At 66.4% G+C, this 17,678-nt stretch carries 16 protein-coding genes, 1 tRNA gene and 1 pseudogene; 7 read left to right on the forward strand and 11 right to left on the reverse strand.

The window, feature by feature from the left end:
- Window positions 1-483 (reverse strand): annotated as a pseudogene (locus YWC_RS31665) (hypothetical protein); the annotation flags it as partial.
- A gap of 302 nt (window positions 484-785) precedes the next feature.
- Here YWC_RS31665 and YWC_RS34190 point away from each other — a divergent pair.
- Window positions 786-899 carry a hotdog fold domain-containing protein gene (locus tag YWC_RS34190; protein ID WP_371846389.1) on the forward strand — a complete coding sequence of 38 codons (114 nt, stop codon included), beginning with the start codon at window positions 786-788 and terminating at the stop codon, window positions 897-899.
- On the opposite strand, the gene YWC_RS0116580 is transcribed toward YWC_RS34190, so the two are convergent.
- The 5 genes from YWC_RS0116580 to YWC_RS0116600 all read right to left on the reverse strand — a co-directional run bounded on the left by YWC_RS0116580 (window position 896) and on the right by YWC_RS0116600 (window position 4,341).
- Window positions 896-1,414, reverse strand: a complete 519-nt coding sequence (locus YWC_RS0116580; RefSeq protein WP_027866382.1) for a TlpA disulfide reductase family protein — start codon at window positions 1,412-1,414, stop codon at window positions 896-898. The two genes, YWC_RS34190 and YWC_RS0116580, sit on opposite strands and share 4 nt — an antisense overlap.
- Before the next feature lie 48 nt (window positions 1,415-1,462).
- On the reverse strand, window positions 1,463-2,095 hold the full coding sequence (locus tag YWC_RS0116585) for a BON domain-containing protein (RefSeq protein ID WP_027866383.1): 633 nt from the start codon (window positions 2,093-2,095) through the stop codon (window positions 1,463-1,465).
- Window positions 2,092-2,685 carry a phosphoheptose isomerase gene (locus tag YWC_RS0116590; protein WP_027866384.1) on the reverse strand — a complete coding sequence of 198 codons (594 nt, stop codon included), beginning with the start codon at window positions 2,683-2,685 and terminating at the stop codon, window positions 2,092-2,094. The genes YWC_RS0116585 and YWC_RS0116590 overlap by 4 nt, the downstream gene beginning before the upstream one ends.
- 85 nt (window positions 2,686-2,770) lie before the next feature.
- Window positions 2,771-3,127, reverse strand: a complete 357-nt coding sequence (locus YWC_RS0116595; RefSeq protein WP_027866385.1) for a YraN family protein — start codon at window positions 3,125-3,127, stop codon at window positions 2,771-2,773.
- A gap of 26 nt (window positions 3,128-3,153) precedes the next feature.
- Window positions 3,154-4,341, reverse strand: coding sequence for a penicillin-binding protein activator (locus tag YWC_RS0116600; RefSeq protein WP_229413124.1), 1,188 nt, complete (start codon window positions 4,339-4,341; stop codon window positions 3,154-3,156).
- 101 nt (window positions 4,342-4,442) lie between these two features.
- Between YWC_RS0116600 and rsmI the strand changes: the two genes are divergently transcribed.
- The 4 genes from rsmI to YWC_RS34115 all read left to right on the forward strand — a co-directional run bounded on the left by rsmI (window position 4,443) and on the right by YWC_RS34115 (window position 11,549).
- Complete coding sequence (rsmI, locus tag YWC_RS0116605; protein WP_027866387.1) at window positions 4,443-5,348, forward strand: 16S rRNA (cytidine(1402)-2'-O)-methyltransferase; 906 nt, start codon at window positions 4,443-4,445, stop codon at window positions 5,346-5,348.
- Between the two features lie 458 nt (window positions 5,349-5,806).
- Complete coding sequence (locus tag YWC_RS0116610) at window positions 5,807-8,395, forward strand: EAL domain-containing protein (protein WP_036214778.1); 2,589 nt, start codon at window positions 5,807-5,809, stop codon at window positions 8,393-8,395.
- On the forward strand, window positions 8,392-9,912 hold the full coding sequence (locus YWC_RS29790; RefSeq protein ID WP_169728128.1) for a putative bifunctional diguanylate cyclase/phosphodiesterase: 1,521 nt from the start codon (window positions 8,392-8,394) through the stop codon (window positions 9,910-9,912). Before YWC_RS0116610 ends, YWC_RS29790 begins: the two co-directional genes overlap by 4 nt.
- 11 nt (window positions 9,913-9,923) lie before the next feature.
- The gene (locus YWC_RS34115; protein WP_051306519.1) at window positions 9,924-11,549 is read left to right on the forward strand and encodes a methyl-accepting chemotaxis protein; all 1,626 of its coding nucleotides are present in this window, start codon (window positions 9,924-9,926) and stop codon (window positions 11,547-11,549) included.
- Window positions 11,550-11,566: 17 nt separating this feature from the next.
- Here the strand turns inward: YWC_RS34115 and YWC_RS0116625 are convergent, their stop codons facing one another.
- Window positions 11,567-11,764 (reverse strand): hypothetical protein, encoded by a 198-nt coding sequence (locus YWC_RS0116625; RefSeq protein ID WP_027866389.1) that lies wholly within the window; start codon window positions 11,762-11,764, stop codon window positions 11,567-11,569.
- A gap of 204 nt (window positions 11,765-11,968) precedes the next feature.
- Between YWC_RS0116625 and YWC_RS0116630 the strand changes: the two genes are divergently transcribed.
- The gene (locus YWC_RS0116630) at window positions 11,969-12,910 is read left to right on the forward strand and encodes an alpha/beta hydrolase (protein ID WP_156923764.1); all 942 of its coding nucleotides are present in this window, start codon (window positions 11,969-11,971) and stop codon (window positions 12,908-12,910) included.
- A 4-nt stretch (window positions 12,911-12,914) separates the two neighbouring features.
- Here the strand turns inward: YWC_RS0116630 and YWC_RS29800 are convergent, their stop codons facing one another.
- Window positions 12,915-13,229 carry a hypothetical protein gene (locus tag YWC_RS29800; protein WP_156923766.1) on the reverse strand — a complete coding sequence of 105 codons (315 nt, stop codon included), beginning with the start codon at window positions 13,227-13,229 and terminating at the stop codon, window positions 12,915-12,917.
- A 401-nt stretch (window positions 13,230-13,630) separates the two neighbouring features.
- On the opposite strand from YWC_RS29800, the gene YWC_RS0116640 reads away from it, so the two are divergent.
- Window positions 13,631-13,707, forward strand: a tRNA-Pro gene (locus YWC_RS0116640).
- A gap of 57 nt (window positions 13,708-13,764) precedes the next feature.
- On the opposite strand, the gene YWC_RS0116645 is transcribed toward YWC_RS0116640, so the two are convergent.
- The 3 genes from YWC_RS0116645 to YWC_RS0116655 are packed head-to-tail and all read right to left on the reverse strand — an operon-like array spanning window position 13,765 to window position 17,671.
- A complete protein-coding gene (locus YWC_RS0116645; protein ID WP_027866392.1) occupies window positions 13,765-14,682 on the reverse strand; it encodes a hydroxymethylglutaryl-CoA lyase in 918 nt (305 codons plus the stop codon).
- Window positions 14,683-14,686: 4 nt separating this feature from the next.
- Window positions 14,687-15,616, reverse strand: a complete 930-nt coding sequence (locus YWC_RS0116650; RefSeq protein ID WP_027866393.1) for a 2-hydroxyacid dehydrogenase — start codon at window positions 15,614-15,616, stop codon at window positions 14,687-14,689.
- A gap of 30 nt (window positions 15,617-15,646) precedes the next feature.
- Window positions 15,647-17,671, reverse strand: a complete 2,025-nt coding sequence (locus YWC_RS0116655; protein ID WP_027866394.1) for an acetyl/propionyl/methylcrotonyl-CoA carboxylase subunit alpha — start codon at window positions 17,669-17,671, stop codon at window positions 15,647-15,649.
- Window positions 17,672-17,678: the final 7 nt, after the last annotated feature.

The raw sequence follows: 17,678 nt of genomic DNA on the forward strand, positions 1-17,678 counted from the left end.
CTGCCAGCCTGGTGTGGCCAGATTGAGCCCTGGGTATTGCCGGCGGCAGTTTTCCAGGGCAGGCGACTGAGCATTGCGTTCTTCGTCACGCAGCGCATCCGAGGCGCCTCTGATAATTCGTGCAGCTTCCTCGCGCTCTCGCTGTTCTTCTTGTCTAGCGCGTAAATCCAGTGCTCGGGCATGCTCCAGTTGAAGCCGCTGTACCTCCAGCATGGCAATGAAGCGTTCAGTGTTTTCGGCTAGTAGCTGACGCTCGGCGTCGGTAAGAAGCTGGCCAGCGCTTGATCCATAAACGGGCACCGCCCCGGTGTCATAGGAGCCGTATAGGAGCTTGAAGCACTCGGAGCCGAGGACGGTGAACCGCCCATTCTCCCGCACGATGTGGATGCGTTTGTACACGCTGTGGCGACAGCCGTCGCGCTGACAAATTATCCGATCTCCTTTGTCTACCTCGACTACTGCCATCAGCTGCGCGTTCGACATCTTTTATTTTTCCAAGCAAAGACCGCCCCCGGTCATAAATGTCGACTATACAGTATAGGGTCAGGGCGTTTGCAAGTCGACTGCGCGGAATGGTTTGCGGGCGATATGCTCGGCCAAATCGCCTTAGCGCCCGATTTTTTCCGTTTTCCCTATTCGCCCCAATTCGGCAAGTCCTTCCTCCCCGGCCACCTCGGCATCCGGATCACCGAAGTCGCCGAAGGGCGCGTCTGCGCCGAGCTCCCGGTCCAGCCCCACCTGCTGGCACCGCGCGCCAGGGCACGATCGCCGTCGTGGCGACCGCAGTGCATCTGGGACGCACCACGCAGGTATGGGATGCGACGGTGACGGACAAGGACAGCGGCAAGACCATCGCCCTGTTCCGCTGCACCCAGATGATTTTGTACCCCAAGGCTTAAGAGGCGAGCTCTTTCTCGATCAGCTTGTGCAGGGTCGGGAAGTCCGGCTCGCCCACGTACTGCTTGATGATCCTGCCCTGCTTGTCGATGACAAAAGTGGTCGGGGTCAGGGTCACGTCGCCGAACTGCTTCGCGATGTCGCCGGCCGAGTCGATGGCGACCTTGAAGGGCAGCTGGCGCGTCTCGGTGAAGTTCAGCACGTAGTTGGGCGGGTCGTACTGCATCGCCACCGCCACGAACTCCAGGCCCTGCGCCTTGTACTTGTTGTAGGTCTCGACCATCTGCGGCATCTCCTTGACGCAGGTGACGCAGGAAGTCGCCCAGAAGTTCACCATCACTACCTTGCCGCGCAGGGACTCGGTACTGATCTTGTCGCCGGCGATGCTGATGAAGGTGACGTTCGGCGCGGGCGGGGCGCTGGTGAAGGAGGCGTAGCCGATGCCGGCCAGGGCCAGCACCACGGCGGCAGCGGCGGCGGGCTTGATCCAGGAACGGGAGGAAGTCTGAGCGGTCATGATGGGAGCGGATGAAAAAACGGCAGGACCGCAGTCCTGCCGTTGGCATTAACCCTGGCTTGGCGCCGCCTGGTTGGCGCGCGGGTCTTCGTCGGCGATGTATTCGAAGATCTTGACGACCTTGACCACGCCCGGCACGCCCTTGGCGACGTCGGCGGCGATATTGCCTTCACGCGCGGTGACCAGGCCCTGCAGGTAGACGATGCCGCGCTCGGTGGTCACCTTGAAGGCGGTGGCCGAGACGGTCTTCTTGTCGACCAGGCTGGCCTTGACCTTGGTGGTGATCAGGGCGTCGTTCGAGCGCGAGGTATAGCTCGACGGGCCGGCGATCTCCAGCTCGTTGATCACCGAGACCACGTTGTCGATCGCGCGCACTTCGCGCTCGGCCGCCTGCTTCATCGCGTCGTCGCGCACTTCGCCGGTCAGCAGCACCTTGCGGTTGTAGCTGGTGACGTTGATGTGGCCGTTCTCGCCGGTGAGCTCGCGCAGCTTGAGCTCGGCCTTGACGTTGATCGCCTTGTCCTCGGTCTGCATGCCGAGGGTGCGGCGGTCGTTGGCCGACAGGACGGCCGTGGCGGCGCCGCCGACGGCCATGGCCACGCAGCCCGACAGCGATGCCGCCAGCGCGGTACCCAGGACGATTTTGGACAGCAGGCCGGCCAGCGGGCGCAGTTTGGTCATTCTTCTTCTCCTCCGAACAGTGCGACGTCGATGCCGTCGCAGATGCAGTGAATCGCGCACAGGTGGACTTCCTGGATGCGCGCGGTGCGTGCGTGGGGCACGTTGATATGGATGTCGGCGTCGGTCAGCAACTTCGCCAGCGCGCCGCCGTCCTTGCCGGTGAAGGCGACGATGCGCATCTCGCGTTCCAGCGCCGCCTCGACCGCGGCCAGCACGTTGGCCGAATTGCCCGAGGTCGAAATCGCCAGCAGGATGTCGCCGGCCTGGCCGAAGGCCTGCACCTGCTTCGAGAAGATCTCCTTGAAGCTGTAGTCGTTGCCGACCGCCGTCATGATCGAGGTGTCGGTGGTCAGCGCGATCGCGGGCAGCGGGAAGCGCTCGCGCTCGAAGCGACCGACGAGCTCGGCAGCGAAGTGCTGGCAGTCGGCGGCGGAACCGCCGTTACCGCAGGCCAGGATCTTGTTGCCGTTGGACAGGGCGCCGAACATGAGTTCGACGGCCTGCGAAATGGGTTGTGCCAGGGCAGCAGCCGATTTCATCTTGAGATCGGCGCTCTCCTGGAAGTGAGCGAGGATGCGTTGAGTGTTCATAGCCGGGAATTATAGTGCAGTGGCAACCCAGGTCGGGCAAGCACGTTAAAAATTGCTTACATTTAAATAAGCGCCGTAGATACGGTTAGTCGATGACATTTTGCAGCCACTCCAGCTGTTCACCATCAATGGCGACGACATCGAAGCGGCAAGGCGGCGTGACGGGAAAACGCAACAGGTACACCTGGGCCGCGCGCACCAGGCGGCGGATCTTGGCGGGAGTGATGCTGGCGGCAGCGCCGCCGTGTTCGCGATCGGCACGCTGGCGCACCTCGACGAACACCAGGGTATCGCCATCGCGCATGACCAGGTCGATTTCGCCGCCTTTGCAGCGGAAATTCTCTTCGACCGGCTGCAAGCCGTGACGTCGCAGGTGAAGCAGGGCGACCTGTTCCCAGTCGCGGCCCTGGGCTTGCCGCGGTGACAGGCGCAGCGGCCACATGGTAGAAGTTATCCCAGTAAAGTTTCTTAGCGCCCGAAGGCGACCGTTTCGTAGATGCCGTCACGGTACACCGTGCCGGTTTCGACGCGCCGGAAGCCCCCTGCGCCGGCGCCCATGTCGATCGACAGGCGGCCGGTCACGCCATCCAGTTCGAAGCGGGCGTCGGGACGTGCGGCCAGTTCGCGGGCGATGCGGTAGGCGTCGATGCCGAGGGCGTACAGGCGCTTCATGTCGTAGCCGCCGGTCTCGCCGCTCCAGCGCGGATAGCTTGCCACCAGGGGATTGTCCGGCTGCACGGTCCAGGGCAGGTCGAGGATGCGCACCCCGGCCAGTTCCGGTCCGCCCACGGTCGGGTCCGGGCCCGGGTTGATCGAGCCGGTGCCATAGGTCGGCAGCGAGGTGCCGATGGCGCTGCGTACCTGGCGCAGCTGGACCGGGTCGAGGGCGGCGAACACCAGTTGCGGCGGGTCGACCTGCATGCGCGCGCGCAGCTCGGCCAGCGCGTTCGGATCCACGTAGCCGTCGCTGCTGGGCAGTTCGACGGTGGCATTGTTCAGGCCCAGCTGCGCCCAGCGCGCGGTGAAGGCGCCCGACAGGCGTTGCTGCCATGCGGCCTTTCCGGTCAGCACCAGGGCGCGCCCGCCCGGCTGTTCCGCGGCGGCCCAGTCGGCCACCTGGCTGGCTTCTTCTTCGAGCGACAGGCCGACCACCAGCAGCTGGCGCGGCAGCGGGCCATTGGTCTGCGGGTGATTCAGGGCAATGGTCGGCTTGCTCACGATGCCGCTGGTGGCCAGCGCGGCCACGGCAGGGCGGGTGAGGGGACCGACCACGATGTCGTTCTGTTCGCTGGCGCGCGCATAGGCATCGAGCGTGGCCTGCGCGGAATCGCTGGTGGGAATCAGGTTGACGGTCACGCCGCTGCGGTCACGCTCGTAGCCGGCCATGAAGCCGGCGCGCACCGCTTCGGCAGGCTGCGCGAACGCGTCGGATTGCATGGGCAGCAGCAGCGCAATACGTACTCCTTGCAGGCCCGGGCGGGGAAGGTTCGATGCCAGCGGACGGCCATCGGATGGGCCGAGTTCGACCGGATTGGTGCGGACCGGCGCGGACGCCGGCGCGGGCATATAGCCGGGTTCGGCAGGTGGCGGGCTTGCACTCGGCGCGGCGGGCGCGCAAAATCCGCCCGGTACGCCGCAGCCCCGGTCTGGCGGCATTGGCGTGCTGCTACAGGCCGACAATGACGACGCCAACAAGCCCAGCGCGGCCGTCGCCAGCAGCGCTCTGATATTCTTCTTCTTCAACATCGGAATCCCTTATGACAGAACAGCAGACCATCGACATCGCCCGGCTTCCCGTCATGGGCGAAGCGGCCCAGCAGTCCTATCCTACCGCAACGCTGTATGTCGTGGCTACACCGATCGGCAACGTCACCGACATCACGCTGCGCGCACTGCACCTGCTGGCGCTCGCCGATGTCGTGGCCTGTGAAGACACGCGCAAGACCGGCGCGCTCCTTCAACGCTTTGGCTTGAGCAAGCAGACCATCGCCGCGCACATGCACAACGAGCGCGAGGTGGCCGACAAGATCGTCGAGCGCCTGCAGGCCGGACAGCGCGTGGCCCTGGTGTCCGATGCGGGCACGCCGGCCGTCTCCGACCCGGGGGCGAAGATCGTCGATGCGGTGCGCGCGGCCGGGCTGAACGTGGTGCCGCTGCCGGGACCGTCGGCGGCGATCGCGGCCCTGTCGGCCAGCGGGCTGGTGAACGACCGCTTCCACTTCGTCGGCTTCCTGCCGGCAAAATCGAAGCAGCGCGAAAGTGCGCTGGCCGAGCTGGCGCGCGAGACCTCGACCCTCGTCATCTACGAAGCGCCGCACCGCATCGTCGAGTGCGTCGAAGGCTTGATGAGCGTGTTCGAGCCGACCCGCCAGGTGGTGTTCGCGCGCGAGCTGAGCAAGATGTTCGAGGAAGTGCACCGCTGCCCGCTGAGCGAGGCACGGGGCTGGGTCACGGCCGACCAGCACCGCGAGCGCGGCGAATTCGTCGTGCTGGTGGAAGGGGCCACCCTGGAAACCGATGCGCAGGATGCGGAGGCGGAGCGCATCCTCCAGATCCTGCTGGGCGAATGCTCGGTCAAGCAGGCAGCGAACCTGGCGGCCCAGATCACCGGGCGCAAGAAAAATGCGCTGTACGAGCGCGCCCTGCAGATCAAGGGCGAGTGACGCCGGCCGCCGCCCGGCCGCAAGACCAATCCCGCTGTCTTCCTGGGCTGTCCGCCCAGGTATCCTGCTGTATTCCTCCCTTCTTCCATGCTGGCAGCATGAGTCGTTATCGCATTGGCATGTTCGTAAATATTTAGTTAAGCAATTTTTGATTCAGATCAAGTAAATGGTTTGATGAGCACAAATTGCTTACCTACAATATTGCTCTAGATTCACTTAAATATCCTACGGGAATCATGATCTAGGTTTCAACCGCGAGAACTCGCATCGCTGCCGTCGTTCACTCAAAGCCAGTGGCATTCCCGCTCGTTCGAGCACTTATCCGGACCGATTGCTGAGTAATCCACGACATGCCTGGTGACATTGGCGTTTTCTCGTCATGTCATCAGCCAGTAACAGGCTTCAATCAACGACGATGGGTATCCGCTATGGTGCAGCACGCGCAGCTTGTGAGGTCAATGCCGAACGCATTGGATGAAACGGTCGACTCGATCGGACGCGAAATTGGACTCGACCAGCAGGAAGTCGCCGAACGCATGGCTTTCCTCGACTTGCGCGCGGACGACCTGCGCCTGCTGCGCGAGCTGCACGGAATGGTGGAGGATACCGACACCTTCTCGGACGACTTCTACGAGCACATCCTCGGCTTTCCCCAGCTGCGCCAGCTGGTCAAGGACGACGCCACGGTACAGCGCCTGAAGCACTCGCAGGCCGCGTATTTCCGCAGCCTGAGCTCGGGCGACTACGACGGCAGCTACATCCGCGACCGCCTGCGGGTCGGGCTGGTCCACCAGCGCATCGGGCTGGAACCGAAATGGTATATCGGCGCCTACCGTAAGTACGTGGCAGGCATGTTCGATCTCCTGTGGAAGCAGTTCCACGCCGAGCCGGAACGCTTCCGGGCGATGTTCAACAGCGTGCTCAAGGTCGTTTGCCTGGACATGGGCCTGGCCCTCGACACCTATGCCCACGCCGACCGGCGCAGCGTGGTGCAGCACCAGAACTACCTGGAACAGGTCATCGGCGGCATGCCCGCCGGGCTGATCGTCACGGATGCGTCGGGCCGGATCCGCTCGATGAACGCGACGATGCGGGACATGCTCGGCGTCCCGGACGATGCGCTCGAGGCGCCCCGCTGGCTGGAATCGCTGCTGCCGTCGCCGGAACTGGCCGAACGCATGGCCGCCGCGCTGGCGTCCGGCGCGCCGCAGGACGGCGTGGTCGTCACGGTCGACGGCCATGCCGACGGGGTGCGCTACCTCGAGTTCAACATCCGCCGCACCCGCCAGGCCGACGAGAACATCCTGCTGCTGATCGGCCATGACGTCACCTTCAAGCGCCAGGCCCGCCTGCGCCTGCAGGAGAGCGAGGAATTCTTCCGCCTGACCTTCTCCCAGGCCGCGGTCGGCATCGCCCTGCTGTCGCGCGAAGGCCGCTTCGTGCGGGTCAACCGCAAGCTGACCCAGATCGTCGGCTTTACCGAGATCGAGCTGCTCCAGCGTTTTCTTTACCAGATCACCTACCAGAGCGACCTGCTGGAAGACCGCGCGCTGTTCCGCCAGCTCATCGACGGCGAAATCCGCGACTTCCAGCGCGAGACGCGCTTCATCTCGAAGCGCGGCAACCCGGTATGGGTGACGGTCAGCGCGTCAGCGATGCGCGAAGCCGTCAGCGGCCAGCTGCGCCTGATCGTCGCGGTCGAGGACATCTCGCGCAGGAAGGAGGCCGAGGAAGCCCTGCTGCGCATGGCGAACCACGACGCGCTGACCGGCCTGCCGAACCGCATCCTGCTGCAGGACCGCCTCTCGCACGCGATTGCCCAGGCCCAGCGCAGCGGGCGCCTGGTCGGGGTGATGTTCGTCGACCTCGACCGCTTCAAGCACGTCAACGATAGTCTCGGGCACGAGGCGGGCGACCAGATGATCATCGAGATCGCGCGCCGCCTGAGCCGCAGCCTGCGCGAGAGCGACACCGTGGCGCGCCAGGGCGGCGACGAATTCGTCGTCGTGCTGCCGGACCTGGCCAGCACCGGCGATGCCGCCCTGGTGGCCCAGAAGGTGCTGTCGGAGCTGTTCCAGCCCTTGATGCTGGCCGGGAACGAGCTGTTCCCCACCGGGAGCATCGGCATTGCGCTGTATCCGCGCGACGGGCAGGACCCGACGGCCCTGCTCAAGGCCGCCGATACCGCCATGTACCGTTCCAAGGCGAACGGCGGCAACCATTTCCATTTCTATACCGAGGACATGGGCATGCGCGCCGAAGAGCACCTGCATGTCGAGGCAAGGCTGCAGCGCGCCCTGCAGCGCAACGAACTGAGCCTGCACTACCAGCCCCAGGTCGACATCGCCAGCGGCCGCATCGTCGGGCTGGAAGCCTTGCTGCGCTGGGAGGTCGACGGCGTCGAGGTCTTGCCGGCCGCCGACTTCATCCCGCTGGCGGAAGAAACCGGCCTGATCGTACCGATCGGCGAGTGGGTGCTGGCCACCGCGATGCGCCAGCTGACGCACTTCGCCCGCATGGGGCTGGCGCCGCTGCGCATGAGCGTGAACGTCTCGGCGCGCCAGTTCCACCAGCAGGACATTGCCGCGCAGGTGGCGCAGCTGCTGGAGGATTCGGGCTGCGATCCGCACGCCCTGACGCTGGAGATCACCGAGACCCTCCTGATGGAAAGTCCGGGCGCCGCCGCCGAGGCGATGGTGCGCCTGTCGAACATGGGCATCCAGCTGGCCATCGACGATTTCTGCACCGGCTACTCGAGCCTGGCCAACCTCAAGCGCTTCCCGATCCATGGCCTGAAGATCGATCGCTCCTTCATCGCCGACATTCCGGGCGACAGCGATGCCGCCGCCATTGTCCACGCCGTGATCGCGTTGGCCGGTTCGCTCGAGCTCGACGTGGTCGCCGTGGGCGTCGAGAGCGCGGAGCAGCAGGCTTTCCTGGAAGCGCACGGTTGCCGGCACCTGCAGGGCTACCGGTTCGGCAAACCGGTGCCGGCAGCCGAGATCGAGCGGCTGCTGCGGCGCGGATGCGTGGACGCGGCAGCATGAGGACACTGCTGCGCCGTATGCCGGGCGGCCTGCGCCTGGCGATCCTGGCCGCCCTGCTGGCCGCGCTCGTCCTGGGGCTGGCCCTGAGCTGCGCGAGCATGCTGGCCTTCGCAGTCGGCGTGAGCGCCGGCGCGGCCCTGATCCTGGTGTCGCGGACGCGCCGCGCGCCGGAGCTGGTCGTGGAAAGCCGGCCGGAACAAGCCTTGCCCGCTCTACCTGCCGGCGGCACGCTGGCCAGCCTGCCGGACCGGCGCCATGCGCTCGAGGTGCTGGCCGAAGCGATCGACGCCGCACGCCGCGACGGCGGCTCGGCGGCGGTAATCGTGCTCGACATCGACGGTTTCAGGAAGATCAACAGCCACTATGGCTGGGCCGGGGGCGACGAGGTGCTGCACGAATGCATGGCGCGCCTGGCGGCGCGGCTGGGCCCGGGCGACACGCTGGCGCACCAGGGCGGCAACGAATTCATCGTCGTGTGCAGGCAGGCCGACCGCGACGGCGCGACAGCGCTGGCCCGCGGGCTGCAGGACTGCATGCGCCTGCCGTTCGCGCCGGGCGGACACTGCGTGTTCCTGTCGGCCAGCGTCGGCATCGCGATGCTGCCGCCCGAACCCTGCCAGGCGTTCCAGCTCCTGCACATGGCGCAGGTGGCCAGCGCCTGTGCCCGCCACGAAGGACCGGCGCACCTGTGCTTCTATACGCCCCGCATGGGCGGCGCGATCCGCGAGCGGGTCGACCTGGAAACCATGCTGTGCCATGCCATCGAGCGCAAGGAGTTCGTGCTCCAGTACCAGCCGCGCATCAGCATGAAGGACGGGCACATGGTCGGCGTCGAGGCCCTGGTGCGCTGGTGCCACCCGGAACTCGGCCTGCTGTCGCCGGCGCGCTTCATTCCGCTGGCCGAGGAGAGCGGAATGATCAACGAGCTCGACCTGTGGGTGCTGCGCGAGGCCTGCACCTGCGCCGCCGCATGGCGCGCGCAAGGCCTGTTCGGCGGCCGCGTGTCGGTCAACCTGTCGGCGCGGCAGTTCCAGCAACCCGGGCTGGCAGGGCGGGTGCGCAGCGCGCTCGAGGACAGCGGCCTGGCGCCGGCCGGACTCGAACTCGAGATCACCGAGAGCACCGTCATGCACGACACCGAGGACGCCGCCGACGTGCTGCGCTCGCTGCGGGAGCTCGGCGTGACCGTGTCCATCGACGACTTCGGCACCGGCTATTCCTCGCTGAGCTACCTGAAGCGCTTCCCGCTCGACGTGCTGAAGATCGACCGCGCCTTCGTCAGGGACATGGAAGGCGATGCCACCGGCGCCGCCATCATTCGCGCCATCATCACCCTGGCCCATTCGCTCGGCCTGTCGGCGGTCGCGGAGGGCGTCGAGACGGCGGAGCAGGTGGCCTTCCTGAAGGAAAACGGCTGCGATGAAATCCAGGGGTATTACTTCAGCCGCCCGGTCTGGCCCGACGAGGTAGCGCGCCTGCTGGCGGATGAAGCGCCGGCCCTGTGTTCAACCATGTAAGAGTCCATCCTATGCGTTTATTCAACCAACTCAGCATCAAGCTCCGCCTCCTGCTCGTGCTCTCCCTGCTCGGCATCGAACTGGTCATCGGCGCAACCGTCGGGCTGTTCAGCCTGGAACAGGCCAACGACGAGCTGCAGTCCCTGTACGCCGACCGGCTGGTCCGCCTGGGCCAGCTCGACCAGATCGTGCGCAGGCTGAACCGCAACCAGTTCAACGTCTCCGAGGCCTTGACGGCCGATGCCGGCCAGGTGCCGGCCCTGCTCGACGACATCGAGCGCAACAAGGCCGTGATCGACGAACAGTGGAAGGCCTACACCGGATCTAGCCTGGCAGGGCAGGAGCAGCAAGCCGCCGCGCGCTTCCTCCAGGCGCGCGCGGCCTTCGTCGAGCGTGGCCTGCAGCCCGCCGCTGCGGCCCTGCGCGCCGGGGACCTGGAGCTTGCGCGCCAGATCGTGCACGGCCCGCTGGTCGAACTGTTCCGGCCCGTCGCCACCGCCATCGATGTGCTCATCCAGCTGCAGCTCGACGAGGCCAGGAAGTCGAACGAGGCCTCGCGCCACCAGTTCGAAGTGGTGCGCGCGGTCTGCCTGGGCGGCATGATCCTGGGCCTGCTGCTGGCCGGCGCGGTCGGGGTGGTGCTGGTGCGCGGCATCGTCGGCCCGCTCGAGCAGGCGGTGCGGATCGCCGGTGCGGTGGCCGATGGCGACCTGACCCGGGACATCGACGTCCAGGGGCGGGACGAGACCGGCCGCCTGATGCAGGCGCTGAGCGACATGAACGAAGGGCTGGCCGCCATCGTCGGACGGGTGCGCGGCGGCACCGACACCATCGCCACCGCCTCCGGCCAGATCGCGGCAGGCAACCTGGACCTGTCGGCGCGTACCGAACAGCAGGCGGCTTCGCTGGAGGAGACCGCGGCCTCGATGGAAGAGCTGACCTCGACCGTCAAGCAGAATGCCGACAATGCGCGCCAGGCCAACGGGCTGGCGCAGTCGGCGTCGGCGGTGGCGAACCAGGGCGGGCAGGTGGTGGCGAAGGTGGTGGACACCATGGCCGCGATCGATGCCTCGGCGGCGCGCATCGGCGACATCACCGGCGTCATCGACGGCATCGCGTTCCAGACCAATATCCTGGCCCTGAATGCCGCGGTGGAGGCCGCGCGCGCGGGCGAGCAGGGACGCGGTTTCGCGGTGGTGGCCGGCGAGGTGCGCAACCTGGCCCAGCGCAGCGCCGCCGCCGCCAGGGAAATCAAGACGCTGGTCGAGGATTCGATACGGACGGTGAGCGAAGGCTCGACCTTGGTGGAGCAGGCCGGCGCCACGATGGAAGAGATCGTCCGCAGCGTCGGCCGCGTCACCGACATCATGGCCGAGATCATGGCGGCCAGCCAGGAGCAGGCCACCGGCATCGAACAGGTGAACCAGGCGATCATCCAGATGGACCATGCCACCCAGCAGAACGCGGCCCTGGTCGAGCAGGCCTCCGCCGCGGCCCAGGCACTGCGCGAGGAAGCGGACAGCCTGGCGCAGGCGGTCGGCGCCTTCCGCCTGCGTGCGCAGGGCCTCAAGGGTGCTGCCGCGACCGGTCACCTTGGTGCGGGCAGGCCGCCTGTGCAGCTGCTGGCGCAGGCCTGACAGGCCGCGTCACACCTTCAGGCGAGCGCCTCTTTCGCGGCTTCTTCAGGGCTCAAGCCATCGTAGAACTGGTCGGTGAACCATTCGACCTGTTCTTCGATATGGTCCTGGGCCTGCCTGACGGTGGCGCCGCCGGCGACCAGGAATTTCTCCACTTCGGTGAGCCAGCCGATGAATGCCAGCGTTTCTTCGTCCAGTTCTTCCTTCTTTGCCATCTTGGTTCCTGTTCCTGCGTTGCCGCCGGTCGGTGCGACCGGCTTTCCAGGGCATTCTACTGCAGCAGACCCTGATACCAATTCGGATATCGGCATGCGATAAAAAGTTATTGGTCCCTTGACAAGGTATTGCCGCAGAATGTTAGCGCAATCATTGCAGTGTCGCAGTGCTGGAGCAGTAATCACTTGGAGAGGAGAAAACACATGATGAGGACAATCCGCATGGGCCTGGCTGCCGGGCTGGCCGGCCTGGCTTGCGCCCTGGCCGTGCCGGCGCTGGCGCAGGACGACAGGATGACGCCGATCGCGATCCCGGCGCAGCCGGACGCGATCGTGCTGGGGACCGGCGAGCTGCCGGGCGCCACCACGAAGGAAAGCTGGCACAGCCAGTACGGCAGCGTGTTCGCCCGCAACGTCACGCTGGCGACCCTGACTCCCTTCCTGCCGGCCCCGGGAAAGGCGACCGGCGCCGCGGTGATCGTCGCGCCGGGCGGGGGCTTTCGCACGCTGTCGATGAATAACGAAGGCTGGGACGTGGCCCGGGCGCTGGCCGACAAGGGCGTGGCGGCCTTCGTGCTGAAGTACCGCCTCAACCAGACGCCGCAGGACATGGGGGAATTCGCGCGCTCGATGGCGCAGATGTTCTCGGCCGGCGCACAGGCGGCACGGCGAGCGTCGCAGCAGGATCCCGCCGTCGCCCTGGCGCCCCAGATCGCCGATGCGCGCGCCGCCTTTGCGCTGGTGCGCTCGCGCGCCAAGGAGTGGCGGGTGGATCCCGAGCGCATCGGCATGGTCGGGTTTTCCGCCGGCGCGATGCTGACCATGGCCACCGCGCTGCATGGGCAGGACGCCAAACCCGCCTTCATCGGGAACGTTTACGGTCCACTCACGCCGATGAAGGCGCCGCCTGACGCGCCGCCCTTGTTCATCGCGCTGGCCGCGGACGATCCGCTGTTCGGCAATGCCGGGTATGGCCTGGTCGACAGCTGGCGCGCCGTCAAGCGGCCGGTGGAGTTTCACCTCTACGAGCAGGGCGGCCACGGTTTCGGCATGTACCAGAAGACGACCACCAGCACCGGCTGGTTCGACGGCTTCGCACGCTGGCTGGACATGCACGGCTACCTGAAGCCGAAGAAGGGCGTGTAAGGCCTTACCACTTGCAGCCGTGGTCCTTCTTGTCCATGGCCAGGAACAGCGGCGCCAGCAATCCACCGGGGACGCCGTCCTTGCAGTTGCGGCGCTTGGCCCTGCTGATGGCCTTGCCGAGCTTCGATTCCGTCTCCAGGGGCGGATCGGGGAATTGCGCGTTCGCGTGTCCTTCGCGGCCCAGTTTGGTTTGACCTGCCAGTTGCCGCGCTGTCTGCTTGGCGGTATTCATATCGAACTGGGGCGCTTCTCCTGGCGCCGGTTCGTCCGCCTGTTGTACCGTGAAGGCATCCGGTGCGTCTTCCTGTTGGGGTGACACCGGAACTGCAATCACGGCTTGCGGCGTCGACTTGCGTGCGCTGCGTGCGCTGCGTGCCGCTGGCGCTGCGCTCCGCTGTCGCGTTGCCGGCTCGGCGCGCGGCGGCGGCGGCGCGATGCGCACAGTAATGAAAGAGGGCGGTTCAGGCACGGCGGGGGTCGGGGCTGGCCCAGTAGTGCGATAGGCAAGCATCAAGAGAATGTGCACAGTCACGGACACCCCGACACCGGCCAGGAAGCGCCTGTGCTCCCGCCGCTTACGCTCATGCAGGCTGTCATGGACTGCTAGATACACAATATTGTCCGCACAATCATGAATAATGCGCCAGAGAATACGGTGAGCTGCTTATTTTGTCCTTAAGCCTTGACCTGGTCTGGCCGACGCGTTATGATCTTCGTCTTCGGAGTGTAGCGCAGCCCGGTAGCGCACCTGGTTTGGGACCAGGGGGTCCAAGGTTCGAATCCTTGTACTCCGACCAGTATTAAGGAAAAGGCCGACAGTGAAAACTGTCGGCCTTTTTCGTTGTCGGGTGTGTTCAGCCGGCGCGTTTCGCCGCAATCGCATTCCCGGCGCGGCTCGCGCCCTTGCGCCCCAGCTGCTGCGAAATGAACTGCCCCGCATCCACCACCTGGTCGAGGTCGATCCCGGTCTCGATCCCCAGCCCGTTCATCAGGTAGAGCACGTCCTCGGTGGCGACGTTGCCGGTCGCGCCCTTCGCATAGGGGCAGCCGCCCAGTCCCGATACCGACGAGTGGAAGATGGCCACGCCGACTTCCATCGCCGCGTAGATGTTGGCCAGCGCCTGCCCATAGGTGTCGTGGAAGTGGCCGGACAGGCGTTCCAGGGGGAATTCCTGCGCCGCGCGCAGCATCACGGCCTGGGTCTTGCGCGCGGTCGCGACGCCGATGGTGTCGGCGATGTCGATTTCATCTACGCCGAGGTCGCGCATGCGGCGCACCACGTCGGCCACGGCGTCGAGCGGCACCTCGCCCTGGTAGGGGCAGCCGAAGGCCGTGCTGATCGAAGCGCGCAGGCGCAGATTGTTGGCCTTGGCGGCTTTTGCCACCGGCTCGAAACGTGCGATCGACTCGGCGATCGAGCAGTTGATGTTCTTCTGCGAGAAGGCTTCCGAGGCCGAGCCGAAGATCACCACTTCATCCGCCTTGGCGGCCAGCGCCGCCTCGAAGCCCTGCATGTTCGGCGTCAGCGCCGAGTAGATCGTGCCCGGCAGGCGCTCGATGCGGGCCATGACTTCCGCACTGGTGGCCATCTGCGGCACCCACTTGGGCGACACAAAAGAAGCCGCCTCGACGTTGGGAAAGCCCGCGCGCGCCAGTCGGTTGACCAGCTCGATTTTCACCTCGGCGGACAGCGCTTCCTTCTCGTTCTGCAGGCCGTCGCGCGGCCCCACTTCGACAATCTTTACCTTCTTCGGCAGGCTGGCTTGGTTCATTCTTTCAGTATCCTAGATCGCGGTCGACGATGTCGTCGACGGGTTGGCCGCTCTCCAGCCTCGCGATCTTGTCGGCGATCTGGCGCACGGCGTCGTGGCGCACGGTGAGCGCCGAGATATGCGGGGTGATGCTGATGCGCGGCTCGTTCCAGAACGGGTGCGGCGCCGGCAGCGGCTCGTGACGGAACACGTCGAGCGTGGCGCCGGCGATCTGGCCGGAGCGGATCAGGGTCATCAGGTCCGGCTCGGCCAGGATGGCGCCGCGCGAGACGTTGATGAGATAGGCGCCCGGCTGCAGCTTGCCCAGGTTGTGGCGGTCGAGCAGGTTGGCCGTCTCGGGCGTGAGCGGCAGCATGCACACCAGCACCTTCGTGCCGCGCAGGAAGGGCTCCAGTCCTTCCTCACCATGGAAGCATTCGACGCCGGTGATGTCCTTGGGCGTGCGGCTCCAGCCGCGCACCGGGAAGCCGAACAGGCGCATCGCCTCGACCACCGGCAGGCCGAGCCTGCCCAGGCCCATGATCCCGACCGTGAAATCTTCCTTGGGCGCGAGCGGCAGCGGGTCCCAGACGCCGTGGCGCGCCTGCTGTTCGTAGTCGTCGAAGTGGCGGTAGTAGCGCAGCACCGCATGGGCCACGTATTCCGCCATCTGCACGCCCATGCCGGCGTCGCCCAGGCGCACGATCGGCACCGGCGGCAGCGCTTCGCCCAGCTTGAGCAGGGCGTCGACGCCGGCGCCCATCAGGAAGATCGCGCGCACGTGCGCGAGCTGGTCCAGCAGGGCCGGCGTGGGGCTCCATACCACCGCGTAGTCGCACGGCGGCAGGGCGGCGCCTTCTTTCCACGCGACGGTCTCCGCCTGCGGCATGAGGGCGGCGAATTCGCGCACCCATGGCTCGATCACGCCGTCTTCACGGAACAGGAGTATGCGCATGGTCTCCCCCTCTTTATTCTTGTGTTGGTGTTACGCCGCGGCCTTGAAAGCCAGCAGCGGCGCGCCATCCGCCACCTGGTCGCCGACCTGGTACAGCACTTCTTCCACCAGGCCGTCGCTCGGCGCGGAAATCGTGTGCTCCATTTTCATCGCTTCCATGATGACCAGCGGCTCGCCCTTCTTCACTTCCTTGCCGGACGAGGCCAGCACCGCCACCACTTTACCCGGCATCGGCGCGGTCAGGCGCCCGCCCGCGGCCTCGTGCTCGCCGGCATGCGCCATCGGGTCATTGTACGACAGGGTGTAATGACGGCCGCCGGTGAACACGTGGAACAGATCGCCGTCGCGGCGCACGCTGCCGTGCAGCGAGGATTCGCCCAGGCGGATGCTCAGCTCGGCGCCTTCTTGGCGCACCAGTGCCAAGGGCCGGCGCTCGCCGCCCGCGTCGATGTCCCAGCCGTGGGCGCCATAGGTCAAACCGACCTGGTAGCCTTTGTCGCCGCTGAACTCATCGGCAAAGGAAAGCACGCGGCGGTAGGCGCTGTTCATGCGCCAGCCGCGTGCCTGCGCCCACGGATCGGCCGGATTGGCCGCGCCGCGCACGGTTTCGCCGCTGCTGAGCGCCAGCGCGGCCAGGGCCAGGGCGCCCAGCGGGGCGGCGCTAGGGGCCGGGAACAGCGTTTCGCCGTGGCGGTCGATCAGGCCGGTGTCCAGGTCGGCCGTCGAGAAGGCCTCGCCTTCGACCAGGCGCTTGAGGAAGGCGATGTTGGTCGCCAGGCCGACGATCTGGAATTCGGCCAGGGCTTGCGACAGGCGCGCCAGGGCCTGGGTCCGGTCGGCGCCCCAGACGATCAGCTTGGCGATCATCGGGTCGTAGAACGGCGAAATCGCATCGCCTTCGCGCACGCCCGAGTCCACGCGCACCGCGGCCGGGTTGGCACCGTCGGCGCCCAGCTGGAATTCGACCGCCGCCGGCGTATCCATGTGGCGCAGCGTGCCGATCGACGGCAGGAAGCCTTTTTCCGGGTTCTCTGCGTAGACGCGCGCCTCGATCGCATGGCCGTGGATTGCCAGCTCGTGCTGCTTCTTCGGCAGCGGCTCACCGAAGGCCACGCGCAGCTGCCATTCGACCAGGTCGGTGCCGGTGATCATCTCGGTGACCGGATGCTCCACCTGCAGGCGGGTGTTCATCTCCATGAAGTAGAAGGAACCGTCCTGGTTGGCAATGAATTCCACCGTGCCGGCGCCGACGTAGCCGACCGCGCGCGCGGCATTCACGGCCGCTTCGCCCATGGCGGCGCGGCGGTCCCCGGTCATGCCCGGCGCCGGCGCTTCTTCCAGCACCTTCTGGTGGCGGCGCTGCACCGAGCAGTCGCGCTCGTGCAGGTAGACGCAGTTGCCATGGGTGTCGGCGAACACCTGGATCTCGATGTGGCGCGGGCGGATCAGGTATTTCTCGACCAGCACCTTGTCGTCGCCGAAGGAGCTGATCGCTTCGCGCTTGCACGAGGCCAGCGCGGCTTCGAAGTCTTCCGAGCGCTCGACCACGCGCATGCCCTTGCCGCCGCCGCCGGCGCTGGCCTTGAGCAGCACCGGGTAGCCGATGCGGTCGGCCTGCTCGCGCAGGAAGCTTGGGTCCTGGTTGTCGCCGTGGTAGCCCGGCACCAGGGGCACGTTGGCGCCCTCCATCAGCTGCTTGGCGGCCGACTTGGAGCCCATCGCGCGCATCGAGGAACCCGGCGGGCCGATGAACACCAGGCCGGCGGCCTGCACGCTTTCTGCGAACTCCGCGTTCTCGGACAGGAAGCCGTAGCCCGGGTGGATCGCCTGGGCGCCGGTAGCCTTGGCTACCTCGATGATCTTCTGGCCGCGCAGGTAGCTGTCCTTGGCGGCTGCTGCGCCGATCAGGACCGCCTCATCGCAGACCGCCACGTGCTTCGAGCCCGCATCGGCTTCCGAGTAGACGGCGACGGTGCGGATACCCATGCGGCGCGCGGTGGCGGCGACACGGCAGGCGATTTCGCCACGGTTGGCGATGAGGATTTTGGTGAACATGCGTTTG

It is taken from the genome of Massilia alkalitolerans DSM 17462, from assembly GCF_000427785.1.
Lineage (GTDB): Bacteria > Pseudomonadota > Gammaproteobacteria > Burkholderiales > Burkholderiaceae_D > Telluria > Telluria alkalitolerans.

Coding starts and splice junctions, on each gene's coding strand:
- YWC_RS0116610 (WP_036214778.1), top strand. CDS start 5,807: ATGCCGAACGCATTGGATGAAACGGTCGACTCGATCGGACGCGAAATT.
- YWC_RS0116650 (WP_027866393.1), bottom strand. CDS start 15,616: ATGCGCATACTCCTGTTCCGTGAAGACGGCGTGATCGAGCCATGGGTG.
- YWC_RS0116600 (WP_229413124.1), bottom strand. CDS start 4,341: ATGCCGCCAGACCGGGGCTGCGGCGTACCGGGCGGATTTTGCGCGCCC.
- YWC_RS0116580 (WP_027866382.1), bottom strand. CDS start 1,414: ATGACCGCTCAGACTTCCTCCCGTTCCTGGATCAAGCCCGCCGCCGCT.
- YWC_RS0116645 (WP_027866392.1), bottom strand. CDS start 14,682: ATGAACCAAGCCAGCCTGCCGAAGAAGGTAAAGATTGTCGAAGTGGGG.
- YWC_RS0116655 (WP_027866394.1), bottom strand. CDS start 17,671: ATGTTCACCAAAATCCTCATCGCCAACCGTGGCGAAATCGCCTGCCGT.
- YWC_RS0116585 (WP_027866383.1), bottom strand. CDS start 2,095: ATGACCAAACTGCGCCCGCTGGCCGGCCTGCTGTCCAAAATCGTCCTG.
- YWC_RS29790 (WP_169728128.1), top strand. CDS start 8,392: ATGAGGACACTGCTGCGCCGTATGCCGGGCGGCCTGCGCCTGGCGATC.
- rsmI (WP_027866387.1), top strand. CDS start 4,443: ATGACAGAACAGCAGACCATCGACATCGCCCGGCTTCCCGTCATGGGC.
- YWC_RS34115 (WP_051306519.1), top strand. CDS start 9,924: ATGCGTTTATTCAACCAACTCAGCATCAAGCTCCGCCTCCTGCTCGTG.
- YWC_RS0116595 (WP_027866385.1), bottom strand. CDS start 3,127: ATGTGGCCGCTGCGCCTGTCACCGCGGCAAGCCCAGGGCCGCGACTGG.
- YWC_RS0116625 (WP_027866389.1), bottom strand. CDS start 11,764: ATGGCAAAGAAGGAAGAACTGGACGAAGAAACGCTGGCATTCATCGGC.
- YWC_RS0116590 (WP_027866384.1), bottom strand. CDS start 2,685: ATGAACACTCAACGCATCCTCGCTCACTTCCAGGAGAGCGCCGATCTC.
- YWC_RS0116630 (WP_156923764.1), top strand. CDS start 11,969: ATGATGAGGACAATCCGCATGGGCCTGGCTGCCGGGCTGGCCGGCCTG.